Source organism: Streptomyces sp. NPDC008163, from assembly GCF_042956885.1.
GTDB classification, from domain to species: Bacteria; Actinomycetota; Actinomycetes; order Streptomycetales; family Streptomycetaceae; genus Streptomyces; species Streptomyces drozdowiczii_A.
The window spans coordinates 309,275-334,712 of sequence record NZ_JBIBHG010000006.1; the positions used below are offsets into that span (position 1 = coordinate 309,275).

The 25,438-nt window shown below is 71.6% G+C and carries 30 protein-coding genes; 15 read left to right on the top strand and 15 right to left on the bottom strand.

Going from position 1 to position 25,438, the window contains the following annotated elements; all coding sequences use genetic code 11:
* Positions 1–52: 52 nt before the first annotated feature.
* Positions 53–721 (bottom strand): DUF998 domain-containing protein, encoded by a 669-nt coding sequence (locus tag ACFZAT_RS16230; RefSeq protein WP_391264792.1) that lies wholly within the window; start codon positions 719–721, stop codon positions 53–55.
* Between the two features lie 34 nt (positions 722–755).
* On the opposite strand from ACFZAT_RS16230, the gene ACFZAT_RS16235 reads away from it, so the two are divergent.
* Entirely contained in the window at positions 756–908 is a 153-nt protein-coding gene (locus ACFZAT_RS16235; protein WP_391265034.1) for a hypothetical protein, read from the top strand.
* A gap of 318 nt (positions 909–1,226) precedes the next feature.
* On the opposite strand, the gene ACFZAT_RS16240 is transcribed toward ACFZAT_RS16235, so the two are convergent.
* Together ACFZAT_RS16240 and ACFZAT_RS16245 are read right to left on the bottom strand one after the other, a co-directional pair.
* A complete protein-coding gene (locus tag ACFZAT_RS16240; RefSeq protein WP_391264794.1) occupies positions 1,227–2,165 on the bottom strand; it encodes a zinc-binding dehydrogenase in 939 nt (312 codons plus the stop codon).
* 59 nt (positions 2,166–2,224) lie between these two features.
* Positions 2,225–3,034, bottom strand: coding sequence for a nuclear transport factor 2 family protein (locus ACFZAT_RS16245; RefSeq protein WP_391264796.1), 810 nt, complete (start codon positions 3,032–3,034; stop codon positions 2,225–2,227).
* A gap of 585 nt (positions 3,035–3,619) precedes the next feature.
* Here ACFZAT_RS16245 and ACFZAT_RS16250 point away from each other — a divergent pair.
* Positions 3,620–4,015, top strand: coding sequence for a VOC family protein (locus ACFZAT_RS16250; RefSeq protein WP_391264798.1), 396 nt, complete (start codon positions 3,620–3,622; stop codon positions 4,013–4,015).
* A gap of 76 nt (positions 4,016–4,091) precedes the next feature.
* On the opposite strand, the gene ACFZAT_RS16255 is transcribed toward ACFZAT_RS16250, so the two are convergent.
* The 3 genes from ACFZAT_RS16255 to ACFZAT_RS16265 all read right to left on the bottom strand — a co-directional run bounded on the left by ACFZAT_RS16255 (position 4,092) and on the right by ACFZAT_RS16265 (position 5,400).
* A complete protein-coding gene (locus tag ACFZAT_RS16255) occupies positions 4,092–4,304 on the bottom strand; it encodes a DUF6243 family protein (RefSeq protein ID WP_391264800.1) in 213 nt (70 codons plus the stop codon).
* Between the two features lie 229 nt (positions 4,305–4,533).
* Positions 4,534–4,893, bottom strand: a complete 360-nt coding sequence (locus tag ACFZAT_RS16260) for a hypothetical protein (RefSeq protein ID WP_391264802.1) — start codon at positions 4,891–4,893, stop codon at positions 4,534–4,536.
* A gap of 81 nt (positions 4,894–4,974) precedes the next feature.
* Entirely contained in the window at positions 4,975–5,400 is a 426-nt protein-coding gene (locus tag ACFZAT_RS16265) for a hypothetical protein (protein WP_391264804.1), read from the bottom strand.
* Positions 5,401–5,771: 371 nt separating this feature from the next.
* Between ACFZAT_RS16265 and ACFZAT_RS16270 the strand changes: the two genes are divergently transcribed.
* Positions 5,772–6,503: a GPP34 family phosphoprotein gene (locus tag ACFZAT_RS16270; protein WP_391264806.1), complete on the top strand. Its 732-nt coding sequence runs from the start codon at positions 5,772–5,774 to the stop codon at positions 6,501–6,503.
* Between the two features lie 32 nt (positions 6,504–6,535).
* Positions 6,536–6,883 (top strand): hypothetical protein, encoded by a 348-nt coding sequence (locus ACFZAT_RS16275; RefSeq protein ID WP_391264808.1) that lies wholly within the window; start codon positions 6,536–6,538, stop codon positions 6,881–6,883.
* Between the two features lie 150 nt (positions 6,884–7,033).
* Here ACFZAT_RS16275 and ACFZAT_RS16280 read toward each other — a convergent pair whose 3' ends face one another.
* On the bottom strand, positions 7,034–7,726 hold the full coding sequence (locus ACFZAT_RS16280) for a hypothetical protein (RefSeq protein ID WP_391264810.1): 693 nt from the start codon (positions 7,724–7,726) through the stop codon (positions 7,034–7,036).
* A gap of 57 nt (positions 7,727–7,783) precedes the next feature.
* Here ACFZAT_RS16280 and ACFZAT_RS16285 point away from each other — a divergent pair, with 57 nt between their 5' ends.
* The 3 genes from ACFZAT_RS16285 (at position 7,784) to ACFZAT_RS16295 (ending at position 10,265) form a co-directional block, all read left to right on the top strand.
* Positions 7,784–8,368 carry a TetR family transcriptional regulator gene (locus ACFZAT_RS16285; RefSeq protein WP_391264812.1) on the top strand — a complete coding sequence of 195 codons (585 nt, stop codon included), beginning with the start codon at positions 7,784–7,786 and terminating at the stop codon, positions 8,366–8,368.
* Between the two features lie 121 nt (positions 8,369–8,489).
* Entirely contained in the window at positions 8,490–9,248 is a 759-nt protein-coding gene (locus ACFZAT_RS16290) for an SDR family oxidoreductase (protein WP_391264814.1), read from the top strand.
* 102 nt (positions 9,249–9,350) lie between these two features.
* On the top strand, positions 9,351–10,265 hold the full coding sequence (locus ACFZAT_RS16295; RefSeq protein ID WP_391264816.1) for a glycosyltransferase: 915 nt from the start codon (positions 9,351–9,353) through the stop codon (positions 10,263–10,265).
* Positions 10,266–10,325: 60 nt separating this feature from the next.
* On the opposite strand, the gene ACFZAT_RS16300 is transcribed toward ACFZAT_RS16295, so the two are convergent.
* Complete coding sequence (locus ACFZAT_RS16300) at positions 10,326–11,348, bottom strand: glycoside hydrolase family 11 protein (protein WP_391264818.1); 1,023 nt, start codon at positions 11,346–11,348, stop codon at positions 10,326–10,328.
* Between the two features lie 335 nt (positions 11,349–11,683).
* Here ACFZAT_RS16300 and ACFZAT_RS16305 point away from each other — a divergent pair, with 335 nt between their 5' ends.
* The 3 genes from ACFZAT_RS16305 (at position 11,684) to ACFZAT_RS16315 (ending at position 15,190) form a co-directional block, all read left to right on the top strand.
* Positions 11,684–13,258: a hypothetical protein gene (locus ACFZAT_RS16305; RefSeq protein ID WP_391265025.1), complete on the top strand. Its 1,575-nt coding sequence runs from the start codon at positions 11,684–11,686 to the stop codon at positions 13,256–13,258.
* Between the two features lie 286 nt (positions 13,259–13,544).
* Entirely contained in the window at positions 13,545–14,855 is a 1,311-nt protein-coding gene (locus tag ACFZAT_RS16310) for an ammonium transporter (protein WP_391264820.1), read from the top strand.
* A complete protein-coding gene (locus tag ACFZAT_RS16315; protein ID WP_391264823.1) occupies positions 14,852–15,190 on the top strand; it encodes a P-II family nitrogen regulator in 339 nt (112 codons plus the stop codon). Before ACFZAT_RS16310 ends, ACFZAT_RS16315 begins: the two co-directional genes overlap by 4 nt.
* A 12-nt stretch (positions 15,191–15,202) precedes the next feature.
* Here ACFZAT_RS16315 and ACFZAT_RS16320 read toward each other — a convergent pair whose 3' ends face one another.
* From ACFZAT_RS16320 to ACFZAT_RS16335, 4 genes are all read right to left on the bottom strand, one after another.
* Complete coding sequence (locus ACFZAT_RS16320) at positions 15,203–15,847, bottom strand: response regulator (RefSeq protein WP_391264825.1); 645 nt, start codon at positions 15,845–15,847, stop codon at positions 15,203–15,205.
* On the bottom strand, positions 15,844–17,034 hold the full coding sequence (locus ACFZAT_RS16325; protein WP_391264828.1) for a histidine kinase: 1,191 nt from the start codon (positions 17,032–17,034) through the stop codon (positions 15,844–15,846). Before ACFZAT_RS16325 ends, ACFZAT_RS16320 begins: the two co-directional genes overlap by 4 nt.
* A gap of 5 nt (positions 17,035–17,039) precedes the next feature.
* The gene (locus tag ACFZAT_RS16330) at positions 17,040–19,238 is read right to left on the bottom strand and encodes an MMPL family transporter (RefSeq protein WP_391264830.1); all 2,199 of its coding nucleotides are present in this window, start codon (positions 19,236–19,238) and stop codon (positions 17,040–17,042) included.
* Between the two features lie 83 nt (positions 19,239–19,321).
* Complete coding sequence (locus ACFZAT_RS16335; RefSeq protein ID WP_391264832.1) at positions 19,322–19,903, bottom strand: TetR family transcriptional regulator; 582 nt, start codon at positions 19,901–19,903, stop codon at positions 19,322–19,324.
* Between the two features lie 121 nt (positions 19,904–20,024).
* Here ACFZAT_RS16335 and ACFZAT_RS16340 point away from each other — a divergent pair, with 121 nt between their 5' ends.
* A complete protein-coding gene (locus tag ACFZAT_RS16340; protein ID WP_391264834.1) occupies positions 20,025–20,414 on the top strand; it encodes a VOC family protein in 390 nt (129 codons plus the stop codon).
* A gap of 50 nt (positions 20,415–20,464) precedes the next feature.
* Positions 20,465–20,881 (top strand): DUF4267 domain-containing protein, encoded by a 417-nt coding sequence (locus ACFZAT_RS16345; protein WP_391264836.1) that lies wholly within the window; start codon positions 20,465–20,467, stop codon positions 20,879–20,881.
* Between the two features lie 22 nt (positions 20,882–20,903).
* On the opposite strand, the gene ACFZAT_RS16350 is transcribed toward ACFZAT_RS16345, so the two are convergent.
* Together ACFZAT_RS16350 and ACFZAT_RS16355 are read right to left on the bottom strand one after the other, a co-directional pair.
* Entirely contained in the window at positions 20,904–21,488 is a 585-nt protein-coding gene (locus ACFZAT_RS16350; RefSeq protein ID WP_391264838.1) for a GNAT family N-acetyltransferase, read from the bottom strand.
* 46 nt (positions 21,489–21,534) lie between these two features.
* The gene (locus tag ACFZAT_RS16355; protein WP_391264840.1) at positions 21,535–22,311 is read right to left on the bottom strand and encodes an N-acetylmuramoyl-L-alanine amidase; all 777 of its coding nucleotides are present in this window, start codon (positions 22,309–22,311) and stop codon (positions 21,535–21,537) included.
* A gap of 264 nt (positions 22,312–22,575) precedes the next feature.
* Here ACFZAT_RS16355 and crcB (ACFZAT_RS16360) point away from each other — a divergent pair, with 264 nt between their 5' ends.
* Genes crcB (ACFZAT_RS16360) through crcB (ACFZAT_RS16370) form a run of 3 tightly spaced genes read left to right on the top strand, consistent with a single transcriptional unit; the run spans position 22,576 to position 23,716 of the window.
* On the top strand, positions 22,576–22,995 hold the full coding sequence (gene crcB / locus ACFZAT_RS16360) for a fluoride efflux transporter CrcB (RefSeq protein WP_391264842.1): 420 nt from the start codon (positions 22,576–22,578) through the stop codon (positions 22,993–22,995).
* Positions 22,992–23,345, top strand: a complete 354-nt coding sequence (locus ACFZAT_RS16365; protein ID WP_391264844.1) for a DUF190 domain-containing protein — start codon at positions 22,992–22,994, stop codon at positions 23,343–23,345. Before crcB (ACFZAT_RS16360) ends, ACFZAT_RS16365 begins: the two co-directional genes overlap by 4 nt.
* A complete protein-coding gene (gene crcB / locus ACFZAT_RS16370; protein WP_391264846.1) occupies positions 23,342–23,716 on the top strand; it encodes a fluoride efflux transporter CrcB in 375 nt (124 codons plus the stop codon). Before ACFZAT_RS16365 ends, crcB (ACFZAT_RS16370) begins: the two co-directional genes overlap by 4 nt.
* Here the strand turns inward: crcB (ACFZAT_RS16370) and ACFZAT_RS16375 are convergent.
* A complete protein-coding gene (locus tag ACFZAT_RS16375) occupies positions 23,688–25,145 on the bottom strand; it encodes a DEAD/DEAH box helicase (RefSeq protein ID WP_391264848.1) in 1,458 nt (485 codons plus the stop codon). The two genes, crcB (ACFZAT_RS16370) and ACFZAT_RS16375, sit on opposite strands and share 29 nt — an antisense overlap.
* Between the last annotated feature and the right edge of the window lie 293 nt (positions 25,146–25,438).

Consider the following 25,438-nt stretch of genomic DNA (forward strand, 5'->3'; position numbering starts at 1 on the left):
CTCCTTTTCGGATCGTGATCCTCTTGGTGGTACGGGTGAGAACAGCGTTCTGCTAGTGGTCGCCCGGAGTGTCGGCCAGCCGCGCCATCACCGCGCTCAGCCACAACAGACCGAAGCCGGCACTGGCGGTAAACGCAAGAACCGAGGCGGCAGAGGCCGCGAATCCGGCGAGGACAGCCACAGGCATGACACGCGATGCCACGGCCCAGCGGCGAAGACCCCGGGCGGCAAGCGGGCGAGCCAGAACGACGAGTGCCGCACACAGAGCGAGATAGCCGATCATTCCGGCAGCCATGTGGACCGCACCGTGGCCGCTCATCACCGTCGCGTCCGGGGAGCCTGCGGGGAAGCCCGCACCGGCGTCGGCCGGGAAGGCGGCTGCTGCACAGAAGGAGAGGCCGAACACTCCGACCAAGGCCGGTGCCCATACCTCGGCGGGGCCTCTGTGAAGAGTCCGCCGTAGCCCGGCCGCGCCGACGAACAGCAGCGCTCCGGTGACCACGAAACTCAGCGTCTGAACCCAGCCGGCCCCACCCAGAGCGAGTTGGCTGATCGCGTTTCGAGTGAAGTCGAAGCCGTCGCGCGTGAGGCCCTGGGCGATTCCGGTCGCAAGGAACAGTGGACCTGCCACCACACCACCGACCGTCAGCCACCGCGCCGTGGATCGCTGGATGGTGGCTACCGAGTGGATGGGGCCGGGTGTGGTGAACGTGCCGGTCATGGCGTGCCTTCCTCGTTGCGACGGTGTCACCCGTATGACCGACGACGAGCGGCAAGATGATCGACCTCCAGTGTGTGCCCTGGCTCACATAGAGGAGCACGGGTCTTTCAGTGACGAAGAGCTTGCCGAGGCCCGCGCGAAGATCTTCGGTTCCACAGTCGCCTCCAAGGGCGCGGACACCGCGTGAGCGAGCGACATCGACACCGTCGTCCTGGACTCGGAACAGCTCTCCGCCTGGATCGTCGCGCCGCCCACCCCCGTGCCCAGCAGAGCGGACAACAATGGTCGGGCGTGGTCCCCATAGCCCATGGCTGTGCATCCCGGCCCATGCGAAAGGACAGGTCAGAGCCGAGTCAACGCCCCCAACACCGCTGATTCCCAAGCTCAGAGCGCGAGTTCGATTCTCGTCACCCGCTCTTTGACGGGCCGGGTCGCCGGCCTCGTGGTCGCGGCCGTCGCACCGCTTCCGCGCCACGCGTATAGGTGTGGGGATTGCGGTCGGTGCTCAGCTGACGGTCAGGACGGTGTTGCCGCGTACTCGGCGGGCCCGGAGGTCGATGATGGCGTCGGCGGTACGGGACCAGTCGCGGACCGAGCCGATTTCGGGGTGCAGCCGGCCACCGGCGACCAGGCGTACCAGGGCGGCGAGGTCGTGGCCGTAGGTGGTGTCAGACGTGGTGTAGTCGAAGTGCTGGATGCGGGCCTGGTTGGGGCCCCCGAAGAAGTCGAAGAAGTTCAGGGTGGCAGGTTCGCGGCTGGCCTGGCCGAACCACACCAGCAGCCCGCCGGGGGCGAGCGCGGCCAGCGCGGTCGGCAGGCTCGTTCCGCCGACGGACTCCAGCACCACGTCGTAGGGGCCGGCGGCATCCTCGACGGAGGTGACCAGCTCGCAGGCGCCGAGTTCCATCAGCTTCGCACCGCGTTCGACGGTGGCGCTGACGGCAGTGACGGCGGCGCCGGAGGCGGCGGCCAGTTCGGTGACGTAGTGCCCCACCCCGCCGCTGGCACCGGTGATCAGCAGTCGGCGGCCGGCCACCGGGCCGGTGGCGCGCAGCAGCCGCAGCGCGGTGAGTCCGGCCAGGGGGAGGGCGGCGGCGGTGACGGCGTCGACGCTGTCGGGGAGTTCGGCGAGATCGGTGGTGGGCACGGCGACCCGTTCGGCCCAGCCGTGGGCGGGCGGGTGGGCGACCACACGGGTGCCGACGGCGGGTCCGCTGCCGTCGGCGGCGGCCCGTGCGACGGTGCCGGCGACGTCCTTGCCCGGCCGCCAGCCGTCCCAGCGGCGGGCCAGGCCGCCGTCGAGCTGGAACGTCTCGCCGCGGTTGACAGAGAACGCCTCGACCGCGACCACCGCTTCGTTGTCGGCGGGTTCGGGTTCGGGAGCCTCCCCGATGAGAACGGGCTGGTCGGTGTCGGCGGGCGCGCCGGGAAATATCGCCTTCATGGTCTTGCTGTCCTGTCGGGTGGATTGTCGGGTGGGTGGTTGGTGGTCGGTGGGCGGTTTCAGGCGACGAGCGCGCGCTGCCAGTGCTGGGTGTCGGCGTACTCGCGCATGTTGGTGATCTTGCCGTCGCGGACGGTGAAGACCCCGACGTTGCTCTCGCGGTACGGGCGGCCGGTCTTGCCGGTGGCCCAGGAGTCCCACTCGACCAGCACCTGGTCGCCGGCCCCGAAGTGGTGGGTGACCTTGATGCCGATCTCCTTTTCCGGGTCGAGGTGCGCGAAGGCGGTGGCAAGGAAGCCGTTGATCACCTGGTCGCGGCCCTGCCAGGTGCCTGAGATCGGCAGATCGCCGCCGTACCAGCAACTGCCGTCCACGGCCCAGGAGTCACGGATGGCATCCTGATCACCGGCAGCCAGAGCGTCGAAGTACCGCAGCACCACGGTGGTCGGATCGGTCTCGGTGAAGACGACGTTCTTGGCGTGCAGGGTGTCGAAGTGCTCGCGCACTGCGGCGATCTTGCCGTCGCGGACGGTGAAGACCGCGAGGCAGTGCTGGTCGTAGTAGCCGCCGGACCTGGCCTGGGCGCGGGTGTTCCACTCGGCGAGCACCCTGTCGCCCTCGGCGATCAGACCGTCGAAGCTGAACTCCATGGTCTCCGGCAGCAGTCGGGCCACCATCTGGGGCACGAACTCCTCGAGGATCGCCTCCGGCCCCGTCCAGGTGCCCGACAGCGGCAGGTCGCCGGCCAGGGTCCAGGTCGACTCGGCGGTGAAGAAGCCGCGCAGGGCCTCGATGTCGCCGGTCATCAAGGTGTCCATGTAGGCCTGGACGACGGCCTTGGCGGCGGCGGTGGCCTCCTGGGTACTCATCTTGTTCTGCCTTTCCGTGGGGCTGTCTCTCTCGGTGCCATGAACGTATGGCCCCGGTAGCGCGCGGGGGAAAGACCTGCTCTGGCTCAGCCGATACCAGTGCGGCATAAGGCCAGCTCAGAGGCCGGAACAGGGCGCGCCGCGTGGCATGGCTTCGCCGTCTTCGTGCCCTCCTGGCGGTGGCCGAGGAGCGGAATTCCATCCGCGCGGCCGCCCGGCCGCTGATAACCCGGCCCGCCCTCGGCCGCTGGATACCGCGAGCTGGAGAAGGACCCGGGCGTCGGACTCCTGGACCGCACCATCCACGGGTGACTCGATCACCGGGCCGCCGTCCGTGGCATCGGCGTCGCACGTCAGCCGGACGGTGCCGCCGACGCGTCCGGCCGCCGCGGACGGATCCGCCTCGAAGCCGTCACTGCATTCGGCATCGGGATCGGAATCGAAGCAACCTCGCATTCGGCAGCGGGATCGGAGCACCTTCTTTGATCCATTGGTGGATACGGGTACGGTTTACGGCGACATCGCGTGTCGGTCACCGGCTGGGTGAGGCATGGAGGTGTCGGGACATGCCCTCGGAGGCATTCCTTGTCAGTCGAGTTGAATCACACGATCGTCCACGCCCGGAACAACCGGGATTCCGCGGAATTCTTCGCGAACCTGCTCAACCTCGAGATCACCGCCGAGTGGGGCCCGTTCATCGCGGTCGCTCTGGGGAACGGCGTCACCCTGGACTTCGCGACCGTTCCGGTGGACAGCATCACGCCGCAGCATTACGCCTTCCTGGTCTCGGAGGAGGAGTTCGAGGCGGCGTACGCGCAGATCAGGGAGCGCGGCATCGAGCACTACGCCGACCCCCACCGGAAGCAGCCGGGCACCATCAATCACAACGACGGCGGCCGGGGCGTGTACTTCATGGATCCGGCGGGTCACGCCATGGAGCTCATCACCGTGCCGTACGGCGGCTGGACGACGACCTCGTAACCGCATGCGCCGAGGACCGCGCTCCCGTGGGGAATGCGGTCCTCGGGCGCTGCCTGGGCCCCGGGGGGCGCGGGCGTCAGCTCTGGGCGTCGTCGTCCGGCGGCTCCGTACTTCCGGCCGCACGCGTCTTCTCACGCATCTTGCGCACCAGCTCCGCCTTGCGGTCGGCGGCGCCCTGGCGGTCGAGGTTGCGGTGCGGGCCGTTGTTCTGCCGTTCGGCGCGGGACAGCTTCTTGCGCTGGCCGCCGCCCTGGCCCACGGGGTTGTTGATGTTCTTGCTGTCGGTCACGGGTTCTCCCGGTGGTGTGGTGAAGGGATCTACGGATTCACGGTGGGGGACGGGGCGGTGACGCGGGACGTCAGCGGGCCCGTCTCGCTCTCACCCGTAAATCGGCGCCTGGAAGAACATGCCGATGACGTTACCCGGTCCTGTCGGACCCGCACGCCATGCCTTTCGCCGGCCGGGGGCCCGGCCGGCGTGTGTGCCTGCCGGGCCCTCCCGCGTACCGGTGGGACCGTCAGTGCTCGGAGTACGTGAAGTCGCCCATGGTCCAGGCGCTGATGTCCGCGATCGCGACGCGGTACATCCCGCCCGTCTCCGGGATCCCCACCGTGCCCTGGAGGATCCGCGCCATGTGGAAGTGCAGATACTCGGGCGGGCTCTCCTTCCGGGCCGTAGCGGTGAAGACGGCGGAGAACTCGCCCAGCCGGGCCGAGTCCGTCAGGACCTCGGACACCCGCTGCCGCCATACGGCTTCGGGCGCCAGGCGGCCGGTGATGACGGCACCACCGGTGACCACGGTGAGGGACATCTGGTTGCTGTGCCCGGACTCCACCAGTGTGGCGACGTCTACGAGCAGCTCGTCAGGCTTCGACATGAGAGCCGATCCTATGCACGGCTCGGCCCGGCGTCCCGCAGTCGGTCGTCCTCCCGGGGTCGGATGACCCGACCGCGACCGTCACCCCTCTCCCCGACGCGGGTCATCGATATCCACCGCGATCTCGATATCCAGCGTCGAACGGAACGTGGCGGTGTTTCCCGAGACCCGGATCCGGTCGAAGGGATTGGACTCGGTGAAGAACAGCGCCCAGATCAGTGCCCGGTCGGTGGTCAGCCGCGCGAGGAAGCCATCCGATCCGTGCGACCCCTCGCCGCCCCACAGCAGACCCCGCACCCCCAGGTCAACGACGGTCAGGCCGTCGACGGCGGAGACCCACGACGGATCGTCCTCCAGCGTCGCGTCGAGGTCGAAGGGGGCGGCGACCGTGAAACCCGGTGGTACGTCCGGGGTGAGGTCGACGTCGTAGGAGCGCCCGTCGGCGTAATGGAGTGCGTCCCTGATGGGGAGCGTCCACTCTTCCCACAATCGCTCGATCGCAGTCATACGCGTCTGGCGCCTTTCGTCGTAGATCCAGCAGCACCGTCGAGTGTGACGGTCGCAGCGGTCGCCGTCCCGGTGTTCGCGGTCACGGCTCCGCACAAGCACAGCGGAACGGAGCGCACTCGCCGCGCCCGGCACCGAGGTACCGAGCCGGCTCCGGGGCCTCGCGCGTCACCGGCCCTGGGCCTCGAACAGGGCCGCATCGGCGTACGTCAGAGAGTGGGCTGCTTCACCGGCTGCGAGGCCTTCGGGCAGGGGTCGCACCACGCGCTTCCGCGCAGCACGGGTGCGCCCAGCCGCTCACCGGGACTCGCGCGTGCGTGCGAGCATGGGATGTTGGTTGTCGGGCGCTGGGGGGTCATGTCGTCGTGTTCGTGCCGCACTTCACGCTTCCGGAGGAGTTGTTGCTGCTCGCGCACGATCCCGTCGAGGGACGGACCGTGTGCCGGCCGTATGCGCTGCGGATCGGGATCGCGGGGGCCGTGGCCGCCGAACTGCTGCTGGCCGGGCGGGTCGTCGTACAGGACGGGAAGATCGGCGCGACCGGTGCGCCGGCGCTCGGGGACTCGTTTCTGGACGCGGCGCTGGCCGGGGTCGCCGGCCGTCGTAAGGGGCACAAGCTCCCGCGGTGGGTGCGCGAGACCGCGGGTGTGAAGACCAGCGCGGGCAGGACGGACGAGGTGTGGCGCCACCGGCTCGTCGCGCGCGGGGCCCTGCGCGAGGAGCGCACCCGGGCCCTGGGGGTCATCGCGCAGCGCCGCCACCGCGTGGGCCCGGACGACCGGACGTCCGCCGCGCGCGAGCGGGTGTCCGCCATGGGGCACGGGACGACCGACGACGAGCGCGCCCGGCTGCTGGCGGCGCTCGTCGGTGCGATGGGGCTGGCCCGGAACGTACTGCCGGGGGACGAGCTCTTCCGGGCGCGCAGCGAAGTGACGGCCTCCGCCGGCCGGGACCCCATCGCCCGCACCGTACGGGACCTGGTCCGCGAGCGGGAGGGCACGCCGGGGCGCACGCGCGGCGCCGAGCCGCTGGCCGAGGGCTCGGGCTGGAACCCGCTGAGCTGGATCTTCGACGGTGACGGCGGCGATGGCGGCGGGGACTGAGGGCGGGCGCGGTCCGCGCTAGCCTCGCGTCCATGCACAGCAGCCCGACAGCGCATGCGCGTTGCCTCTACGGGGACGAGTACGGGCCCACCCCCGCGTGCGGGCTGGAGCACGACGAGCACTACTTCATCGAGGAGTTGACGTTCGCCGACGCGGGCGCCGTCCTCGCCATGCTGCGTGAGCTGGCCCCGAACATCGTGGATGGCTACCTGCCCGTGTGGGTACGCAACCTGGCTTACCGACTCGTGCTGTTGCAGCGGCCGGACGAACCGGCGCTGCTGCGGGAGGCGGCTCAGAGCTTGTGGCTGCACGGTCCCGACTGGGACGACGTGGCCACCGGGCTGGTGGCGAGGGCCGATGAGCTGGAGTCGGCCGGCTGACGGGCTCGCACGACGCGGACAGAACCGCCGGCAGCTGGGTCGCGGCCCACCACGAGCTCGGGCGGGTGGACTTCGCGGCCGAGGCCAGGACGTGGATCGACCTGGTCACGAAGATGCCGGCTGCCTGACGGGACGCCTGGGGACGACGCGCTACGGGCAGCTGTCCTCGAACTTCACCGCCGTGATCTCGACCGGCTGCCCGTTCAGCTTCGTACCCGCCGCCGGTGCCTGGGTGCAGACCTTCCAGTTGCTCTCCAGCAGCACCATGCGGTCCTCGGCGGCGTCCTTGACGGTGAGCGAGGTACCCGAGTCGAGCGCGGCGCGCGCGGTGTTCACCGACCTGCCCGCGAGGTCGGGCATCCGGCCGCCCACCGCCTTCGGCGCCTTCTGGCCCTCGGCCGGGCACTTCTCCTCGGTCTTCACGGCGCCGAAGTCCAACTCGGTCGTCGTGGCGACCGACTTGCCCGCCCGGACGTTCTGGGAGCAGACCTTCCAGTTCCGGTCGAGCACCTGCATGCGGTCGCGGCCCGCGCTGTCGTGCGAGGTCAGGGTGGAGAAGCCCTCGGCCTGGGCCGCGTCCTGCGCGGACTGGAGGCCCATGCCGACGAAGTCGGGTACGGAGACCTTCGCGCCGGAGTCGTCGTCGGCCGGCCGGGCCGTGGCCTTCGGTGCGGGCGGCTCGGCGTCGGCCGTGGCGTCGGCCCTCGGCGTCGCCGTCACGGTGACCGTCGCGACCGGCGCGGGCGTGGCGCTGTTGGCATTCGCCGTGCCGCTGCCGCTGCCGGCGCTTCCCGCGACGGCTCCGGCGACGAAGAATCGTGAAGGTGGGCCGCCCCCTGGCAACGATCACCCGAACGAGGTAATTGACCGATCGTTCCAGTAAGGCCTACGATCTTGAACGTGGCCAGGACCAAGGAATTCGATCCGGAGGCCGCACTGCAGGCAGCCCTTGAGCTGTTCTGGCAGCGCGGCTACGAAGCGACGTCGATGGCCGACCTCGTCGAGCACCTCGGCATCGGCCGGGCCAGCATCTATGCCACCTTCGGCAACAAGCACGAGCTGTTCCTGAAGGCCATGGACCGTTACGCGGAGGGGCGCGATCCGCTCCTTCTCGCGGAGCTGTCCCAGCCGGGGCCCGCCCTGCCCGCCGTCCGGGCCGTGGTGCGCCGCATGGCCGACGAGGCCACATCGCTGGAGGCGCGGCTGCACGGATGCCTCATCACCAACACCGCGTCCGAGCTGGCACCGCACGATCCGGCGGCGGCCCGCCGCGTCGAGATCAGCTGGGAGCATCTCGAAACGCCGCTGCACTCCGCGCTCATCCGGGCCCAGGCCCAGGGTGAGCTGCCGGAGGACCGCGACCCGCGCGCACTGGCCCGCATGCTGCTCGTCCTACTCCAAGGCATACGGGTCGTCGGCAAGGCGTCGAGCGACCCCGCCCGCGTACGGGACGCCGCCGAGCAGGCCCTGTCACTGCTGGACTGAGCCCCGCCGCCCGAACGGCCTGCCACTCCCCGGCGCGAGCCGGAGGCGATCTCGCAGGGCCGGATAATGGAACGATCGATCCAGTACTTCACTCACGTTGTTCTCCGGAGGAGTTGCGGAAATGAACCTCTTCATCGGCAGGTCCGTCCTCGTCACGGGCGCCGGCTCCGGCCTGGGCCGTGCCACAGCGCTCGCCTTCGCCGCCGAAGGCGCGTCGGTGGTGGTCGCGGGGCGGACCCGGGCGTCCCTGGACGAGACCGTGCGGCTCATCGGGGCGAGCGGTGGCACGGCCACCGCGGTCGTCGCCGACGTCACGGAATCGGAGCAGGTCCGCCGCCTGGTCGAAGAGAGCGTGGACCGCTTCGGGGGGCTCCACATCGCGGTCAACAATGCCGGAATACTGCGGGGCTCCGGCCCGGTGGCCAACGTGACCGAAGAGGACTGGGACGCGGTGCTGCGGACGAACGTCACCGGGGTGTGGCTGGCGATGAAGCACGAGATCGCCCACATGCGCGCCCATGGAGGCGGCGTCATCGTCAACATCGCCTCCAACCTCGGGGCCCACCTGCGGATACCGAACGCCGCCGCCTACATCACGTCGAAGGCCGCCGTTTCCGCGCTGAGCCGGGCCGCGGCGCTCGACCACATCCACGAGGGCATCCGCATCAACGCCGTCAGCCCGGGAGCCTCCGATGCGCCGATGTCCCTCCGCCCGGGCGAGACCGAGGCCGACCGGGCGGAACGGGTGAAGTCGCAGAACCCGCTCGGCAGGCTCGCCGGGGCCGACGAGGTGGCGGCCGCGGTGCTGTATCTCGCCTCGCCCGCCGCCGGAGCGGTCGTCGGCACGGACCTGGTCATCGACAGCGGAGCGGCGGCGTGAAGAAGGGGGCGGCGGCGGGGCAGGGGTCCGGAGCCGGGAGTGGCGGGGTCCCCGGGGACAGGGCCTAGCATCGGGGCCCACCGATCACTGGAGTAAGCCGCCATGACCTTGTCGCCGCGTATCGGGGTTGTCATCGTGACCATGGGGACCCGACCCCGGGAGCTGGAGGCGCTGCTCGCGTCCGTGGCGAAGCAGGATGTGCCGGCCGCCCGCCTGATCCTGGTGGGCAACGCGACCTCGCTGGACGACGTCTCGACCGATGTCCTCGGCGCGGCGGGCACCCCCGGTGCGACCGAGGTGACGAAGGTGCCGCTCACGGAGAATCTGGGGTGCCCCGGCGGACGGAACGTGGGCCTTCGGATGATCTGCGATGCGGACGAGGTCGATGTCGTGGTCGAGTTGGACGACGACGGGCTGCTCATCGCGACGGACGTGTTCCGCGAAGTGCGGCGGCAGTTCGCCGAGGACCCGGGGCTGGGGATCATCGGGTTCCGGGTGGCCGACGAGCAGGGGCGGACCGAGCGGAGGTGGGTGCCCCGGCTGCGGGCGGGCGATCCGATGCGCGGGGGGCCGGTGACCGCGTTCCTGGGCGGCGGGCACGCCTTCTCGGTGCCGATGCTCCGGCGGATCGGGCTGTGGCCGGGGGAGTTCTTCTTCGGGCACGAGGAGTCGGACCTCGCGTGGCGGGCGCTGGACGGCGGGTGGGAGATCCGTTACGTGCCGACGCTGGTCCTCCAGCATCCCCGGACGTCGCCGGCGCGGCACGCCGTCTACTACCGGTTCACCGCGCGGAACCGGGTGTGGCTCGCGCGCAGGCGGCTGCCGGCTCCGCTGATCCCGGTCTATCTCGGCGTGTGGATCACGCTGGCCATGCTGCGGATGCGCTCGCTGACGGGGCTCAGGGCGTGGTGGGGAGGGTTCGTGGAGGGGGTCAGGACGCCGGCCGGGGAGCGGGCGCCGATGAGCTGGCGGACGGTGTGGCGGATGACCCGTCTGGGAAGGCCGCCGGTTCTGTGAGACAGGTGGACGGCGGAAGCGCTCCGGGGCGGCCGCCGCCACCCCGGAGCACCTGGTGGATCACGCCGTGCAGGAGACCGTGGGCCAGGTCCAGCTGCCGTTGGACTGGATGGTGACGCCGAAGTTGTTGCCACTGCCGTTGGGTCTGGCGGTCAGCACCTGGGCGCTGGGGTAACTGGCGCTGATGTTCCAGGTGGAGAGGACCTTCTCCGGGGAGGGGACGTTCATCGTCACGGTCCAGTTGCCGGAGCCGGAGACCGCGACGTTGAGGTTGTAGCGGTCGCCCCACTTCTCGCCGGCGGAGAGGGTGGCGGTGCAGCCGTTGTTGCCGCCGCCCGTTCCGCCACCGGTACCGCCGCCGTTGTCACCGCCGCCGGACGTACTGCCCAGCGTGATGCTGGAGCTGCCGCTGCTCTGGTATCCCTCGGTGGCCATGATCATGTAGTTGAAGCTGCCGAGGTTCATCCCGTGCTGGGCCCAGGCGTCGAAGTGGTTGCCGGTGGTGATGGTGCCGCCGGTCCGCTTGGACTGGCGGACGCTCCAGTACTGCTTGAAGGTCTTGTTGCCCTCGATCGAGGGGGCGTTGGTCCGGGTCGTCTCGTAGATGTCGTACGTGCCGCCGTCACTGGTGACCGTGCCCTTGAAGGTCCCGGTGGGCCGGTACGTACCCCAGTTGTCCACGATGTAGTACTCGACCAGGGGGTTCTGCGACCAGCCGTAGAGGGCCAAGTAGGCGTTGCCGGAAGGATTGAAGGAGCCGGAGTACGTCACGCTGCGGCGGCCGCCCGTGCTCCAGCCCTTGCCGGCGACGAAGTTGCCGGTATTGCTCCAGGACGTTCCGTAGCTGCCGCCGGAGCCGAGGTTCATGGAGACCGTGCCTGCGCTGTCCGTCCAGAACGAGTAGTAGTAGCCGTTGTTGGTCCCCGTCTGGTTGGAGGTGACGGTCGTGTCGGCGGTGGCCGTGCCGGGCAGGGCGATCGCCGCGACGACCGCGATCACCAGGGCGAAGGCGCTGCGGATGAACAGTCGTAGACCGTTCGGGGGTCTGGTGCGGCTCGTCGGATGTGCGGGGTTTGCGTGCATGGGGGGGATGTCCTCCTCGTCCCGTGAGCAGGTAGGCGTCGGCGGGGGCCTGCCGACGGCGCTCAGTGTTGGACCGCCCCCTGGGGGTGTCAATGGTTTCGGCATGAGTTGCGAAACCTTCGATTGCCCTACGGGATAGGCGAGTTGGACGATTGTGCAGTTCAACGACTACAAGCACGTGGGAAGTTCGGGACCGGTTCGATTCGAAGGAGGTGGTCCCATCGAACCGAATGGCCTTCATTTCGAAAGTTTCGGGTCGGTGAGGGCAGTGATCAGCCTCTAGGGTTTGGCACGTGGTGGTCGGTGAAGACGTACGGGCGGACGCGAGCGAGTCGGTGTGCGAGCCGTGGTGGCGGGTCCACCGTGTCCCGCTGGTATCCGTCGTGGCCGTGCTGCCGCTGTACGCCGTGTGGGCGGCCGTCCTGTCCACCGGTGGCGGTGACCTCGCCGCGCAGCTCGCCTGGTCCGGGTTCACCGCGCGCCACCCGGGATCGGCGTACAACCTGTCCTGGTACGGGGGGACGCACACCGCGAACTACAGCGTCTTCTCCTCGTACGTGATGGCACTGGTCGGCGTCCGCACGGTCTCCGTCCTCTCCGGGCTCGCCGCCACCTGGCTGCTGGCCCGTCTCTTCGTCCGTACGAGCATGCGCCGCCCGCTGCCGCCCGCGCTGCTGGGCGCGTTCGCGCTGTGGTGCAACGTCGCATCGGGGCGGACGACCTTCGCGCTCGGCGTGGCCGTCGGGCTCGTCGCCTGCCGTTACGCCCACCGGGCCTCGGTGGCCGTCGTGGCGGGGGCGCTGGCCACCATGGCGAGCCCGGTGGCCGGGCTCTTCCTGGTCGTCGTGGGCGCGGCCCACCTGCTCGACCGGCGGTGGCGCACGGGCGCGGTCCTGATGGTCCCGTTCTTCGCGGCCGTCGGCGCGACGACGCTGCTGTTCCCGTTCCGGGGCGAGCAGCCCATGCACGCGGACCGGGTGTGGATGCCGGTCCTCGTCTGCGCGGTGCTCGCGGCGGCGGCGCCCCGGACGCGGGAATGGCGGCTGACGCGGTACGGGGCGGTGGTGTACGCGGTCGGCGTGGTGCTGACGTTCCTCGTCGCGTCCCCCATCGGCACGAACGTCGAGCGGCTGCTCGGCCTGGTCGCGGTGCCCGTGCTGTGCGCGGCCGTCCTCGACACGGTCCGGGCCGGGGCGCGGGTGCGCGCGGGGCTCTTGGCCGCCGTCCTCCTGCTCTCCGGGCTCTGGCTCGTCGACAAGACCGTGGACGATCTGCGCGTGTCCACCCCCGTCCCGGCCTGGGCGTCCCGCACCGAGGGCGTCGTCGCCGCGCTCGACCGGCTGGGCGCCGACCGGGTCCGCGTCGAGGTCGTCCCCGCGCGCAACCACCGCGAGGCCACCGTCCTCGCCCCGCACGTGAACATGGCCCGGGGCTGGAACCGCCAGCTGGACGTCGAGCGCGGGCGCCTCTTCTACGAGGGGCGGCTCACCCCGGACCGCTACCGCGCCTGGCTCGACCGCTGGGCGGTGGGCCTCGTCGTCCTGCACCACGGGCGCCCGGACGGACCGGCCGAGGCGGAAGCGGCCCTGGTCAGGGGCGGGTTGCCGTGGCTGGACCAGGTGTGGGAGGACGACGGCTGGACGGTCTACCGGGTCCGGGAAGCCACCCCGCTCGCGTCCCCGCCCGCCACGGTCACCGGCGGCGACGACGCGGAGCTGGTCCTGCGCGTGGAGCGGGCCGGCCCGGTGACCGTACGGGTCGCGCACTCGCCGTGGCTCCGGGTGCGCGGGCCGGGCGGGGCCTGTCTGCGGCAGGAAGGCGAGTGGACGCGGCTGACCGTGCGGAAGCCGGGGACGTACCGGCTGGACTCGGCGTACGGACTCGCCCGTTTCACGGAGCGCGGCTGCTGAGAGCGCGCCGGGGCCCCGCGCACTCGGCCCGCCCGCGCGCCCGCGCGCCCTCGGCCCGCCTCCGCGCTCTCGGGCCCCGCCCGCCCCCTGCACCCCGGCCCCCCGCAAACCCCGGGCCCCGGCCGTGCGCCCTCCGGGCGAGCCCGCACCCTCCCCACGCCGGTGAGATCTCGGCAACACCCGGGCAATGAAATGCGGCGGAAACACACGGGGTCCCTCGTCGAAACGCGAGCCGGTCACGCTCGCAGTCGCTCCCACCGCTCACCGCCCCGAGGAGGGACTCCCCGTGACCCCCGTGACCGTGGCCGCGCCCGGCCTGGACACCGGCGACACCGCCTGGCTGCTCGCCGCCACCGCCCTCGTTCTGCTGATGACGCCCGGGCTCGCGCTGTTCTACGGCGGCATGGTCCGCACGAAGAGCGTCCTCAACATGCTGATGATGAGCTTCGTCTCGATCGCCCTGGTCACGGTCGTCTGGCTGCTCGCGGGCTATTCGCTGGCCTTCGGCGACGACGCGTTCGGCGGGCTGGTGGGGAATCTGGACCACTTGGGCCTGGCGGGCATCGGGCCGGACGCGCGGACCGGCGGGGTGCCGACCCTGCTGTTCACCACCTTCCAGCTCACCTTCGCGATCATCACGGCGGCGCTGATCAGCGGTGCGGTGGCGGACCGTACGAAGTTCGCCGCGTGGCTCGTCTTCGTACCGGTGTGGACGCTGCTCGTATACGTGCCCGTCGCGCACTGGGTCTGGGGGCCCGGCGGCTGGATCAAGGACGCGCTGGGTGCGCTGGACTTCGCCGGGGGGCTCGTGGTGGAGATCGCGTCCGGCGCCTCGGGGCTGGCCCTCGCGCTCGTGGTGGGGCCGCGCATCGGATTCCGGAAGGACGCGATGCGCCCGCACAACCTGCCGATGGTGATGCTCGGCGCCGGGCTCCTCTGGTTCGGCTGGCTCGGCTTCAACGGCGGCTCCGCGCTCGCCGCGAACGGGATCGCCGCCGCCTCGATGCTCAACACGCTCGTCGCGGGCTGCACGGGTCTGCTGGGCTGGCTCTTCGTGGAGCAGAAGCGCGACGGACACCCCACCACCTTCGGCGCGGCCTCGGGCGCGGTCGCCGGGCTGGTCGCGATCACACCGGCCTGCGGCACGGTCGGCATCGTGGGCGGCGCGGCGGTCGGGCTCGCGGCGGGTGCGGTCTGCTCGTACGCGGTCGCGTGGAAGTTCCGCTTCGGCTACGACGACGCGCTCGACGTCGTCGGCGTGCACTTCGCCGGGGGCGTCGTCGGCACCCTCCTGATCGGGCTGTTCGCGACCACCTCGATGACCGGCGGCGCGGAGGGCCTGCTGTACGGGGGCGGGGCGGGCCAGCTCCTGAAGCAGGCGGTGGCCGTGGTGGCGGTGGCGGCGTACACCTTCCTCGTGACGTACGGGATCGGCAAGGCGATCGACCGGCTGATGGGCCTGCGGGCCAGTGCCGAGGAGGAGGTCACGGGCCTCGACCAGACGCTGCACGCGGAGAGCGCCTACGATCACGGCGCGCTGGGCCACGCGGCCCCGCAGTCGGCGTCGCTCCCCAGGGACAGGAAGACCGCACCGTGAAGCTCATCACCGCCGTCATACGCCCGCACCGCCTCGACGAGGTCAAGACCGCGCTCCGGGAGGTCGGCATCCAGGGTCTGACCGTCACCGAGGCCGGTGGTTACGGCCGCCAGCACGGGCACACCGAGGTGTACCGGGGCGCCGAATACCGCGTCGATCTGGTCCCCAAGATCCGCATCGAGGCGGTCGTGGACGACGCGGACGAGGAGGCGGCCCTCGACGCGGTCGTCCGGGCCGCCCGGACGGACCGGATCGGCGACGGCAAGGTGTGGGTCCAGCGGGTGGAGACGGTGATCCGGGTGCGCACGGGCGAGCGGGGGCCCGACGCCCTCTAGGACCGCTGGCCTTCAACGGCGTTTCAGCAGGTCCGAGTCCAGGGCCACCACCACCGCGCGGGTGCGGTCGTTGACGTCCAGCTTGGCGAAGATGCGGAGCAGGTGGGTCTTCACCGTGGCCTCGCCGATGAACAGGCGGCGGCCGATCTCGGCGTTCGACAGGCCGTCCGCGACCGCTTCCAGGACGTCCGACTCGCGGGCGGTCAGGGCGACCGGGGCCGGGCGGCGCATCTTGGCGACCAGGCGCTGGGCGACGCGCGGGGCGAGAACCGTCTCGCCGCGGGAGGCCGCGTGGATGGCGTCCACCAGCTGTTCGCGGGTGGCGTCCTTGAGCAGATAGCCGGTGGCGCCCGCCTCCACGCCCCGTTCGATGTCCGCGTCGGTGTCGTACGTGGTGAGGATCAGCACCCGGGTCGGGGCGGGCCCCGCGACGATCTCCGTGGTGGCGCCGACGCCGTCGAGGACCGGCATGCGCAGGTCGAGCAGGGCCACGTCCGGGCTGAGGCGTTCGACCAGGGCGACCGCCTCGCGGCCGTTGCTCGCCTCGCCGACGATGTCGAGCGTCGGCTCGGAACCGAGCAGGGCGACCAGTCCGGCGCGCATCACGGTGTGGTCGTCGGCCAGGACGATGCGCAGGGGTGCGGGGGTGGACGTCATGGCACCTGGGGCCTCTCGTGCAGCGGGATGGTGGCGAGGACGCGGGTGCCGTCGCCGAGCGAGCTGGTGACGGTGAGCCCGCCGCCGAACTCCGCGAGGCGCCGGCGCATGCCGTCCAGGCCGAAGCCCCGGGAGTCCTCCACGACGAAGCCGCGCCCGTCGTCGGTGATCTCCAGTTCGGCGCCACCGGGGTGTTCGGTGAGGACGACGCCCACGGTGGTGGCGGCGGCGTGTTTGCGTATGTTGGCCAGGGACTCCTGGGTGCAGCGGAGCAGGGCGACCCGGGTCGGCTGGTCGCAGTCGATGTCCGCGAGTTCGGCGGTGACCGTGAGGCCGGTGTCCTCGGTGAAGCGGTCCAGCGTGCGGCGGAGCGTCGCGGCGACGGAGCCCGCGGCGACCCCGCTGCTGGGGGCGGACCCGACCAGGACCCGGGCCTCGGCCAGATTCTCCCGGGCCGTCTGCTCGATGGACTGCAACTGCTGGGCACTGCGCGCCGGGTCCGTGGCGAGCTGGGACCTGGCCGCCTCGGCGAGGACGATGATCGACGCGAAGCCCTGGGCGAGGGTGTCGTGGATCTCCCGGGCGAGGCGTTCGCGCTCCTCGGCCGCGCCCTGGCGCTTCTGGATCTCGGCCAGTTCGAGCTGGGTGCTCTGCAACTCGGCCCGCAGGGCGGCCCGTTCGTCGCGCTGGGCCAGGGCCCTGGGGGTCAGGACGGCCATCAGGACGGCGACCGCCCAGACGCCCAGCGAGGAGAGGGTGTTGTGGAGGAAGACCTCCGGCTCCCCGCCCTCCCTGAGACTCCCACCGACCGTGATCGCCAGCGCCCCGAGCCCCGTGAAGAGGACGGCGCCCCGGGGGCCGTCCACGAAGACGATGAACTGCGCGAGCATCACGGTGTAGAGGGCGCCGAATCCGTCGCCCAGGTAGGCGAGGAGCCCGAGCCCCGCGGTGAGCACCGACAGATAGCCGTACGGGCCCGGCACCCGGCTCCCGGGGCGCAGTCGCACCCGCGCGTAACAGGCGGCGATGACGACCGTCACGGCGAGGATGCCGAGCTTCCGGTCCCCGGGCGACCCGCCCGCCGTCGTGACCAGGGTGACGAGGGCGACGAGGCCCCAGGACAGGGCCTCCCAGCCGTGGAGCACCCAGATCCAGAGCGGGTCGCCGCGTTGCGGCCGTTGAAGCATGCCGGTCAGCCTACGGGGAGGGCCGGAGCGGCCTCGGTGGCGGCCGTGGTGCGGGGCTTCCGGGGCCAGGCGCGTTCCCCGAGGAGCAGCAGGAGCGACGGCAGGATCATCATCCGGATCACCACCGCGTCCAGGAGGACCGCCACCGCGAGGCAGAAGCCCATCTGCTTCATCTCCGTGAGGTGCAGGAAGACGAAGGCCGCGAAGATCGTGACCATGACGAGGGCGGCGCTCGTGACGACCTTCGCCGAGCGGGCGATGCCTTCGAGGACGGCCTCCCGGGCGCTCATGCCGTGGTCCATGGCCTCCTTGATCCGGCTGACGACGAAGACCTGGTAGTCCATCGACAGTCCGAAGAGCAGCACGAAGAGGAAGAGCGGGACGCGGGAGGCGATGGCGCCGAGCGAGTCGAAGTCCAGCAGCCCCTCGGCCCAGGTGCCCTGGAAGACCAGGACGAGGGCGCCGAGCGCGGCGGCCGCCGAGAGCAGGTTGAGGACGACGCCGATCAGGCCGATGACCGCCGAGCGGAAGGCGACCGCGGTGGTGACGAAGGTGAACAGCAGCAGGAAGCCGATCACCAGCGGCAGCTTGCCGCGTTCGTGGTGCACATAGTCCTGTCCGCGTGCCACGTCACCGCTGACCGCCGTCTCGGCGCCGGTCAACTTCCCGACGGTCGCGGGGATGTAGCGGTCGCGGAGGTGGTCCAGGGATGCGATGGCCTCGTCCGCGGGCGCGGGGTGCGGGACGGCCAGTTCGAGCACGGAGACCCGGCCGTCGGCGGAGGTGCGGAGCACGGGCCTGCCGGTGCGGGCGAAGAGCGGGTCGGCCTGGGCGCGCCGCCCGAGTTCGGTCAGCGCCGCCCTGGCCTCGGGCGCGCGGTCGGGGCTCGTACGGGTCACCACCTCGTGCTTCACGAGGAGTTCGGGATACGCGGCGGTCAGCCGGTCGTACACCTGCATGGCCGGGATGGAGCGGGAGAAGGTGTCCTTGCCGGGGTCGACGAGCTTGAGGCCCAGGGCGGGCGCGGCGACGGCGAGCATGACCAGGACCGAGGCGCACAGGGTGGCCACGGGGTGGCGCCGGGCGGGGCGCAGGAGGGCGGTGAAGACCCGGCCGTTCTCGGGCTTCGGGCGCTTGGTGGTGACCGGGGCACCGCGCTTCGCGCGCCGGGCGGTCTTCCTGGCGGCGCGGCGTTCGGCGCGGTGGCCCAGCTTGACCAGCAGGGCGGGGAGCACGGTGAGCGAGCTGAGCACGGCCACGGCGACGACCAGGATCGTGCCGGTGGCCAGCGAGGAGAAGATGACGTCCGTGGCGAGGTAGAGGGTCGCGGTGCAGACGATCACCGCGAGCCCGGAGACCACCACGGCCCGGCCGGCCGTCGCCGCCGCGAGCTCCACCAGGGCCTCGGGGCCGAGGCGGCCGCCCGCGCGGGCCCGTTCCTCGCGTTCGCGCTTGAGGTAGAAGAGGGTGTAGTCGACGCCGACCGCGAGGCCCATGAGCAGGATCATGTTGGTGCCGACGCCCGGGTCGGGCAGCAGGTGCGAGGCCAGCATGGACAGGCCCATCGTCGCGGCGATGGAGGAGAGCGCGAGCAGCAGGGGCACCCCGGCCATGACGACCGAGCCGAAGACGGCCAGCAGGATGACGAGCGTGACCGGCAGGGAGAGCCGTTCGGAAAGCGCGAGGTCGTCGCCGCGCTGGTCGTTGACCCCCTTGCTGATGGCCGGTGAACCGGTCTCCTCGACGACGAGTTCCGGGTGGGCGCCGGCCACCTCGGCGGTTTCCGCGAGGAGCGGGACGACGTTCTTCCTGCCGTCCAGCTCGGCGCCCTCCATGACGACGCTCACCCGCAGAGCGGTGCCGTTCGCCGAGGGGACCGGTGCCGCCACGTCGCGCACCTCGTCCAGGGCCCGCATGCGGGCGGTGAGTTCGCGGGCGGCCTGGTTCGCGCGGGCGGTGTCCAGGGGGCCGGAGGCGGACCGGATCAGGATGTGTTCGGTGGGCCGGCGCTGAAGGCCCGCGTCGGTGGCCATCGACTCGGCGTGACCGGCCTCGCCGACCCAGAAGTCCTTGGTGGTGGCGGCGTTGGAGCCGGCCGCGATGCCGGCCCCGAGGCAGAGGAGGACGAAGAGGAACCATCCGGTGATCGCGCGCCAGGGGTGCCGGGCGCTCCACCGGGCCATGTGTACGGGTCGAAGTCTCATGTCCCCCATGCTGTTTCGGAGGGGGGTGCGCCCGGCAGCCTCGTCCGGTGGAACCGGGGGTCCACCGGTCGGTGGACCCCCGGCTACGGCTCGGGCGCGGTGAGATACCGCTGAACGGTGGCCCCGAGCCAGTCCACGATCTCGTCCCGGCCGAGCGCCACGCTTGCCGGGAAGCGCAGTACGTAACGCGTCAGCGCGAGCCCCAGCACCGCCGAGGCGCACAACGCCGCCCGTGTCGACGCCTGTTCGGGGTCGTGGCCCAGGCGGCGGGCCAGCGGGATGAGCTGGTCGCGCAGCACGGTCTGCATGCGCTCGGCGGCGGCCGGATCGGTGGAGCCGACCCGCAGCAGCGCGGTCAGTTCGCCGTTCTCCTCCCAGAGGGTGAGGAAGTGGCGCACCAGCGTGCGGCCGATCTCGTCGTGCGGTTCGAGGGGCAGGCCGGGCAGTCCGGGGTCGATGGCGACGGCCGCCGCGAACAGGCCCGCCTTGTTGCCGTAGTAGCGCATCACCATCGACGGGTCGATGTTCGCGTCGCCCGCGATGGCCCGGATGGTCGCCTTCTGATAGCCGTCGGCCGCGAACCTCGCGCGGGCCGCGGCGAGGATCGCGGCGCGGGTGGCGTCGGAACGCCGTGCGGCCTGCTGGTTCTCCGTGGTGCCGGTCATACCAACGAGCGTAGGCCAACAACCGTTGACATACCAGAAGCGGGGTCCTACGTTAGCCAACACGCGTTGGCCAACGGGTGTTGGCAAAGCAGCGCGACCGCATCTCCGGGAGGGGACCACCATGTCCGTGGAGCTCAACCACACCATCGTTCCGGCCCGCGATCCTGAGGTCTCGGCGCACTTCCTGGCCGGCGTCCTCGGCCTGGCCGTCGATCCGCCGCTGGCGCACTTCACGCCGGTCAGGCTGTCGAACCGGGTGACCCTGGACTATGACCGGGCGGAGCGATTCGAGCCGCACCACTACGCGTTCATGCTCGGCGAGCAGGAATTCGACGCCGCGTTCGCCCGCATCCGGGACGGCGGAATCACCTGCTACGCCGACCCCGCGTGCCGCGAACCCGGACAGATCTACGAGAGCAAGCAGATCCCGGGCCGCCGGGGCACCTACTTCCGCGACCCCGACGGGCATCTGATGGAGATCCTCACACCGGGCGCCACCGAGCGCCGATGACCACCGCCGCACCCGAACGACGGAGAAGCGCCATGCCACGGAGGAGCACCATGTCACTGAAGAACGTCAACACCGCCTTGATCGCGGTCTGCACGCTGTTCGTGCTCTATCTCGGGCTGACCTTCATCCTGGCCCCCGAGGCGTCCACGCACGGGGTCGGCCTGCCCACGTGGCCCTCCGGAAACGGCGACGGGTTCCTGATCATGAAGGGCACCCGGGAGCTGGCCATGGGCCTGGTCATCGGCGTCCTGCTGGTCACGGGCCACCGCCGCGCCCTGGGGCTGGTCCTGCTGATGGAGGCGGTCGCCCCGTTCGGCGACATGATCAATGTGCTGACCCATGACGGACCGCTCTCCGCCGCGTTCGGCATCCACGGGCTGACCAGCGCGTTCATCGTGGTCACCGGGATGCTGGTGCTCCGCGAGACCGGCCGGGCGCGCACGGTGCCGGCTCCGCGCGCCGCCTGACCCGGCCGGGCCGAGCGACCCGTCAGAGCCGGGCCGCCAGACGGGCCTTCGCCTCCGGCCACTCGTCCGCGAGCAGCGAGAAGTACACCGTGTCGCGCCAACTGCCGTCCGGGCGGCGGCGGTGGCGGCGCAGGACGCCCTCGTGACGGGCACCGAGGCGGGCTATCGCCTGCTGGGAGCGCTCGTTGAGGTGGTCCGTCTTCAGCTGGACGCGGCCCATGCCCAGGTCCTCGAAGGCGTGGGTGAGCAGGAGCAGCTTGGTCTCCGTGTTGACGGCGGTCCGCCAGTACGCGCGGCCGTACCAGGTCGAGCCGATCTCCAGGCGCTCGTGCGGCACGTCGATGTCCAGGAAGGACGTCCAGCCGATGGCCCGCCCGGTGGCCAGGTGGACGACGGCGAAGGGGACGTACGAGGCGTTGGCGAGCATCGCGGCGAGCGCGGCCTCCATGTCCTGACGGGTGCGGGGCACCGGGCCGCCGAGCCAGCGCCAGACCTCGTCGTCGTCCCCGCCGGCGGCGAAGAGGTCGTCCAGGTGCCCGGGGGCGAGCGGTTCGACGCGGACATGGCGGCCGGTCAGGGTCACGGGGAGCGGGCGCGTGGCGGTCATGTCCGCAGCCTACCCTTGTACGTACTAGCGTCAAACAATGTATGCACTAGTGCGTATTTCCCGCGTCCTCCGTGTCCGCCTCGCCCTCCCGCCCGGCCGCCGCACGCATGGCCGCCGCCATGGACCGGATCTCGGGCAGCTCGTCGTACAGCGCCTGGCCGGGGCAGCTCGTCTGGTAGGTGTCGCGGTGGCCGGAGATGACGTTCAGCACGGCCACCTCGCCCTTGGGGTAGCGGCTCGCGTCGTTGGTCGAGCGGAGCCTCACCTTGCCGCGCGGGTCCTCGCCGGGGCGCAGCTTCCACGCCGCGAGGGTCGCCAGGGCCCGCACGACGGGGGCCGGGACCTTCTCGCCGTCGTGGTAGTCGCCGAGCACCGCGATGCCCACGCTGTCGGCGTTGAAGCCGGTGGTGTGGGCGCCGCGCACCGAGCGCGTGATGCCGCCGGCCCGGCCCTCGTAGATGGTGCCGCACCGGTCGACCAGGAAGTTGTAGCCGATGTCGTCCCAGCCCCGGCCCTTGATGTGGGCCTCCTCGACGTTCCGGATCAGCTCCGGGGCCTGTGCGCAGTCGTAGTCGTTCGTGTCGCCCGTGTGGTGGACGAAGACCGCGCGGACGGCGCCCGTGTAGGCGGCACGTTCCCGGACGATGGACTCGTCCGCGTGCCAGGCCGTCCTGCTGACGACGACCGGCTGCGGCGCGGCCACCGCCCGCGTGCGGGGGGCGGCGGGCGGCTCGGCCAGGATGTGGGGTACCGGGGCGTCCCGCGGCACCAGCAGGGCCAGCGGGAGAACCGCGGCACCCAGCCATATTCGGTGGGGCCACATGGCTCCACCCTGCGGCTATCCCGCCCGGCCCGCAGATGAGGTGGCCGATCGGGTGAAATCACCCCGGCCGGGGAATAGCCCCGGGCCGCGTCCGGACCTGCCCGGTCCGGCGATATCCTGGGGGCAGCAGCGGGCCGGTGACGGCCACTGCGCGGCGGTGGGGCCCGCCGTACCCGAACCGCGAGCGCTCACGCGCCGCCAACGGTCCCTACTTGCGCAGACGCGCGCCCGTATCCGACGGGCGCCCCGGCAGGTAGGAGACGTATGCCCGGCTCATTCACGAAGAACCCGCAGACCGCGGTCGTCGCCGTGGTCGCGCTCGGCGGCGCGACCGGCGCCTCGGCCCGCTACGGCGCCGGGCTGCTGTGGCCCACCGCGAGCGGCGGATTCCCCTGGACGACCCTCGTCGTGAATGTGACCGGCTGCGCGGTCATCGGGGTGTTCATGGTGGTGATCAGCGAGGTGTGGGCGGCGCACCGCCTGGTGAGACCGTTCTTCGGGACCGGGGTCCTCGGCGGGTTCACCACCTTCTCGACGTACGCGGTCGACATCGAACAGCTCGTGTCCAAGGACCGGGCCGGCACCGGACTGGTCTATCTCGGAGTGACACTGCTCGCGGCCCTCGCGGCGGTGTGGAGCGCGGTGTGGCTGACGCGCCGCGCACTGGCGTGGAGGCAGGCATGACGACACCCGTGACCGAACCGGGGCTGCGGCTGACCGTGCTGGTCGGCGAGTCCGACAACTGGCACCACCGGCCCGTCTACACGGAGATCGTGCACCGGGCGCACGCCGCCGGGCTCTCCGGCGCCAGCGTCTTCCGGGGCATCGAGGGCTTCGGCGCCTCCTCGATGATCCACACCCAGCGGCTGCTGTCCCTGAGCGAGGACCTGCCCGTGGCCGTGGTGATCGTGGACACGGAAGAGGCGGTACGGGCGTTCCTGCCGGAGATCGCCGAGCTGACCGGCGGCTGCCCGGTGACGCTGGACGCCTGCGAGATCGTACGGAGCGCCCGGATAGAGGGGGAACAGGGGTGAACTGGCTCCTGGTGATCGCCGGAGCGGCGGTCGGCGCCCCGCTGCGCTATCTCACCGACCGGGCGGTGCAGTCCCGCCACGACACGGTCTTCCCGTGGGGGACGTTCACCGTCAACATGGCCGGCTGCCTGATCCTGGGCACGCTGACCGGAGCGGTGGCGGCCGGGGCGGCCTCCTCGCACCTTCAGCTGCTGCTCGGGACCGGGCTGTGCGGGGCGCTGACCACCTACTCCACGTTCAGCTACGAGACGCTGCGGCTCGCGGAGGACGGGGCCAGGTTCTATGCGGCCGCCAATGCCGTGGTCAGCGTCGTCGTGGGTCTCGGCGCGGCCTTCGCGGGCGTCACGCTCGCCGAGGCGGTCTGGGCCTGACCCGGCGCTCGGAGGGCGGCGCGGTGATGGTGACGGGGACGCCGGAGGGGGCCTGCGCGCCGGTGATCCGGCTGAGCTCCTCCCCGCCGGAGCGGACCTCCGTGATCCGCGGGGTGATGCCCGCGTCGGCCATCAGCCGGATCATGTCGCGGCGCTGGCTGGGCAGCACCAGCGTGACGACGCTGCCGGACTCCCCGGCCCGGGCGGTGCGGCCGCCCCGGTGCAGGTAGTCCTTGGGGTCGGCGGGCGGATCGACGTTGACGACGAGGTCCAGGTTGTCGATGTGGATGCCGCGCGCCGCGACGTTGGTCGCCACCAGGACCGGGACGTGCCCGGTCTTGAAGCGCTCCAGGGTGCGGTTGCGCTCCGGCTGCGTCTTCCCGCCGTGCAGGGCGGCCGCCCGGACCCCGCTGTCGAGGAGGTGGGCGGTCAGCTCGTCCACCTCCTGCTTGGTGTCCAGGAACATGAGCACCCGGCCGTCGCGCGCCGCGATCTCCGTCGTGACGGCGAACTTGTCGGACGGCCGTACGTGGAGCACGTGGTGCTCCATCGTCGTCACGGCGCCCGCGGCCGGGTCCACCGAGTGGACGACCGGGTCGTTCAGATAGCGCCGGACGAGCAGATCGACGTCGCGGTCCAGGGTCGCCGAGAACAGCATGCGCTGGCCGCCCACCGGGATCTGGTTGAGCAGCTGGGTGACCTGGGGCATGAACCCCAGGTCGGCCATCTGGTCCGCCTCGTCCAGCACCGTCACCTCGACCCGGTCCAGGACGCAGTCGCCCCGCTCGATGAGGTCCTTGAGGCGGCCCGGCGTGGCCACGACGACCTCGGTGCCCCCGCGCAGCGCGGCCGTCTGGCGGCCGATCGACATCCCGCCGACGACGGTCGCCAGGCGCACCCGCAGCGGCTTCGCGTACGGGGTCAGCGCGGCGGTCACCTGCTGGGCCAGCTCGCGGGTGGGGACCAGGATCAGGGCGCGCGGATGGCGGGCCTCGGCGCGGTGCCCCGCCGTGCGGGCCAGCACCGCCAGGCCGAAGGCGAGGGTCTTGCCCGAGCCGGTGCGGCCCCGGCCCAGCACATCGCGCCCGGCCAGCGAGTTCGGCAGGGTGGCCGCCTGGATCGGGAACGGCTCGGTGACGCCCTGCGCGGTCAGCTCCGCCAGCACGGCGTCGGGCAGGTCCAGTTCGGCGAAGGCCGCGACGGGGGGCAGCGCCGGGGTCTCGGTCCGCGGCAGCTCGTACTCGCCCTGCCGCGCCACGGGCTTGCCGCCCTTGCCGGCGAAGCGGCGGTCGGGGGCTGCGGAGCGGCCCTGTCCGGAGCGGCCGGCGCCCCGGGTGCGGAAGCCGCCGCCCGCGCGGGAGCCCGAGGCACCCTGGCCCCGGGAGCGGGAAGAACGGTCGTGGGGGCGGGGGGCGCGGTCGCGGCTCAAGCGGAACCTTTTCGTCTGGGGCGGCTCTTTCCGATGGTAACCGGGGCGGGTGCGGGGCGCCGGGCCCGTAAAACCGGCCCCGGACAAGGACACTGACCGGACGGTCAGTTGATGACTGCCCGAGCAGGGGCCATAATGTGCGGGTAGCCCTTCACGCATCCCCCGTCGTGAAGGGCTACACCCCTTTGCGGGCGCGCGTGGCGGCAGCGCGCACCGGCGTCTTCACGGGCAAGGGACTCCCCTCGTGGCCCCCTGCCCATGTTTTTTCGAGTTAACAGTGACGTAGAGTGTTT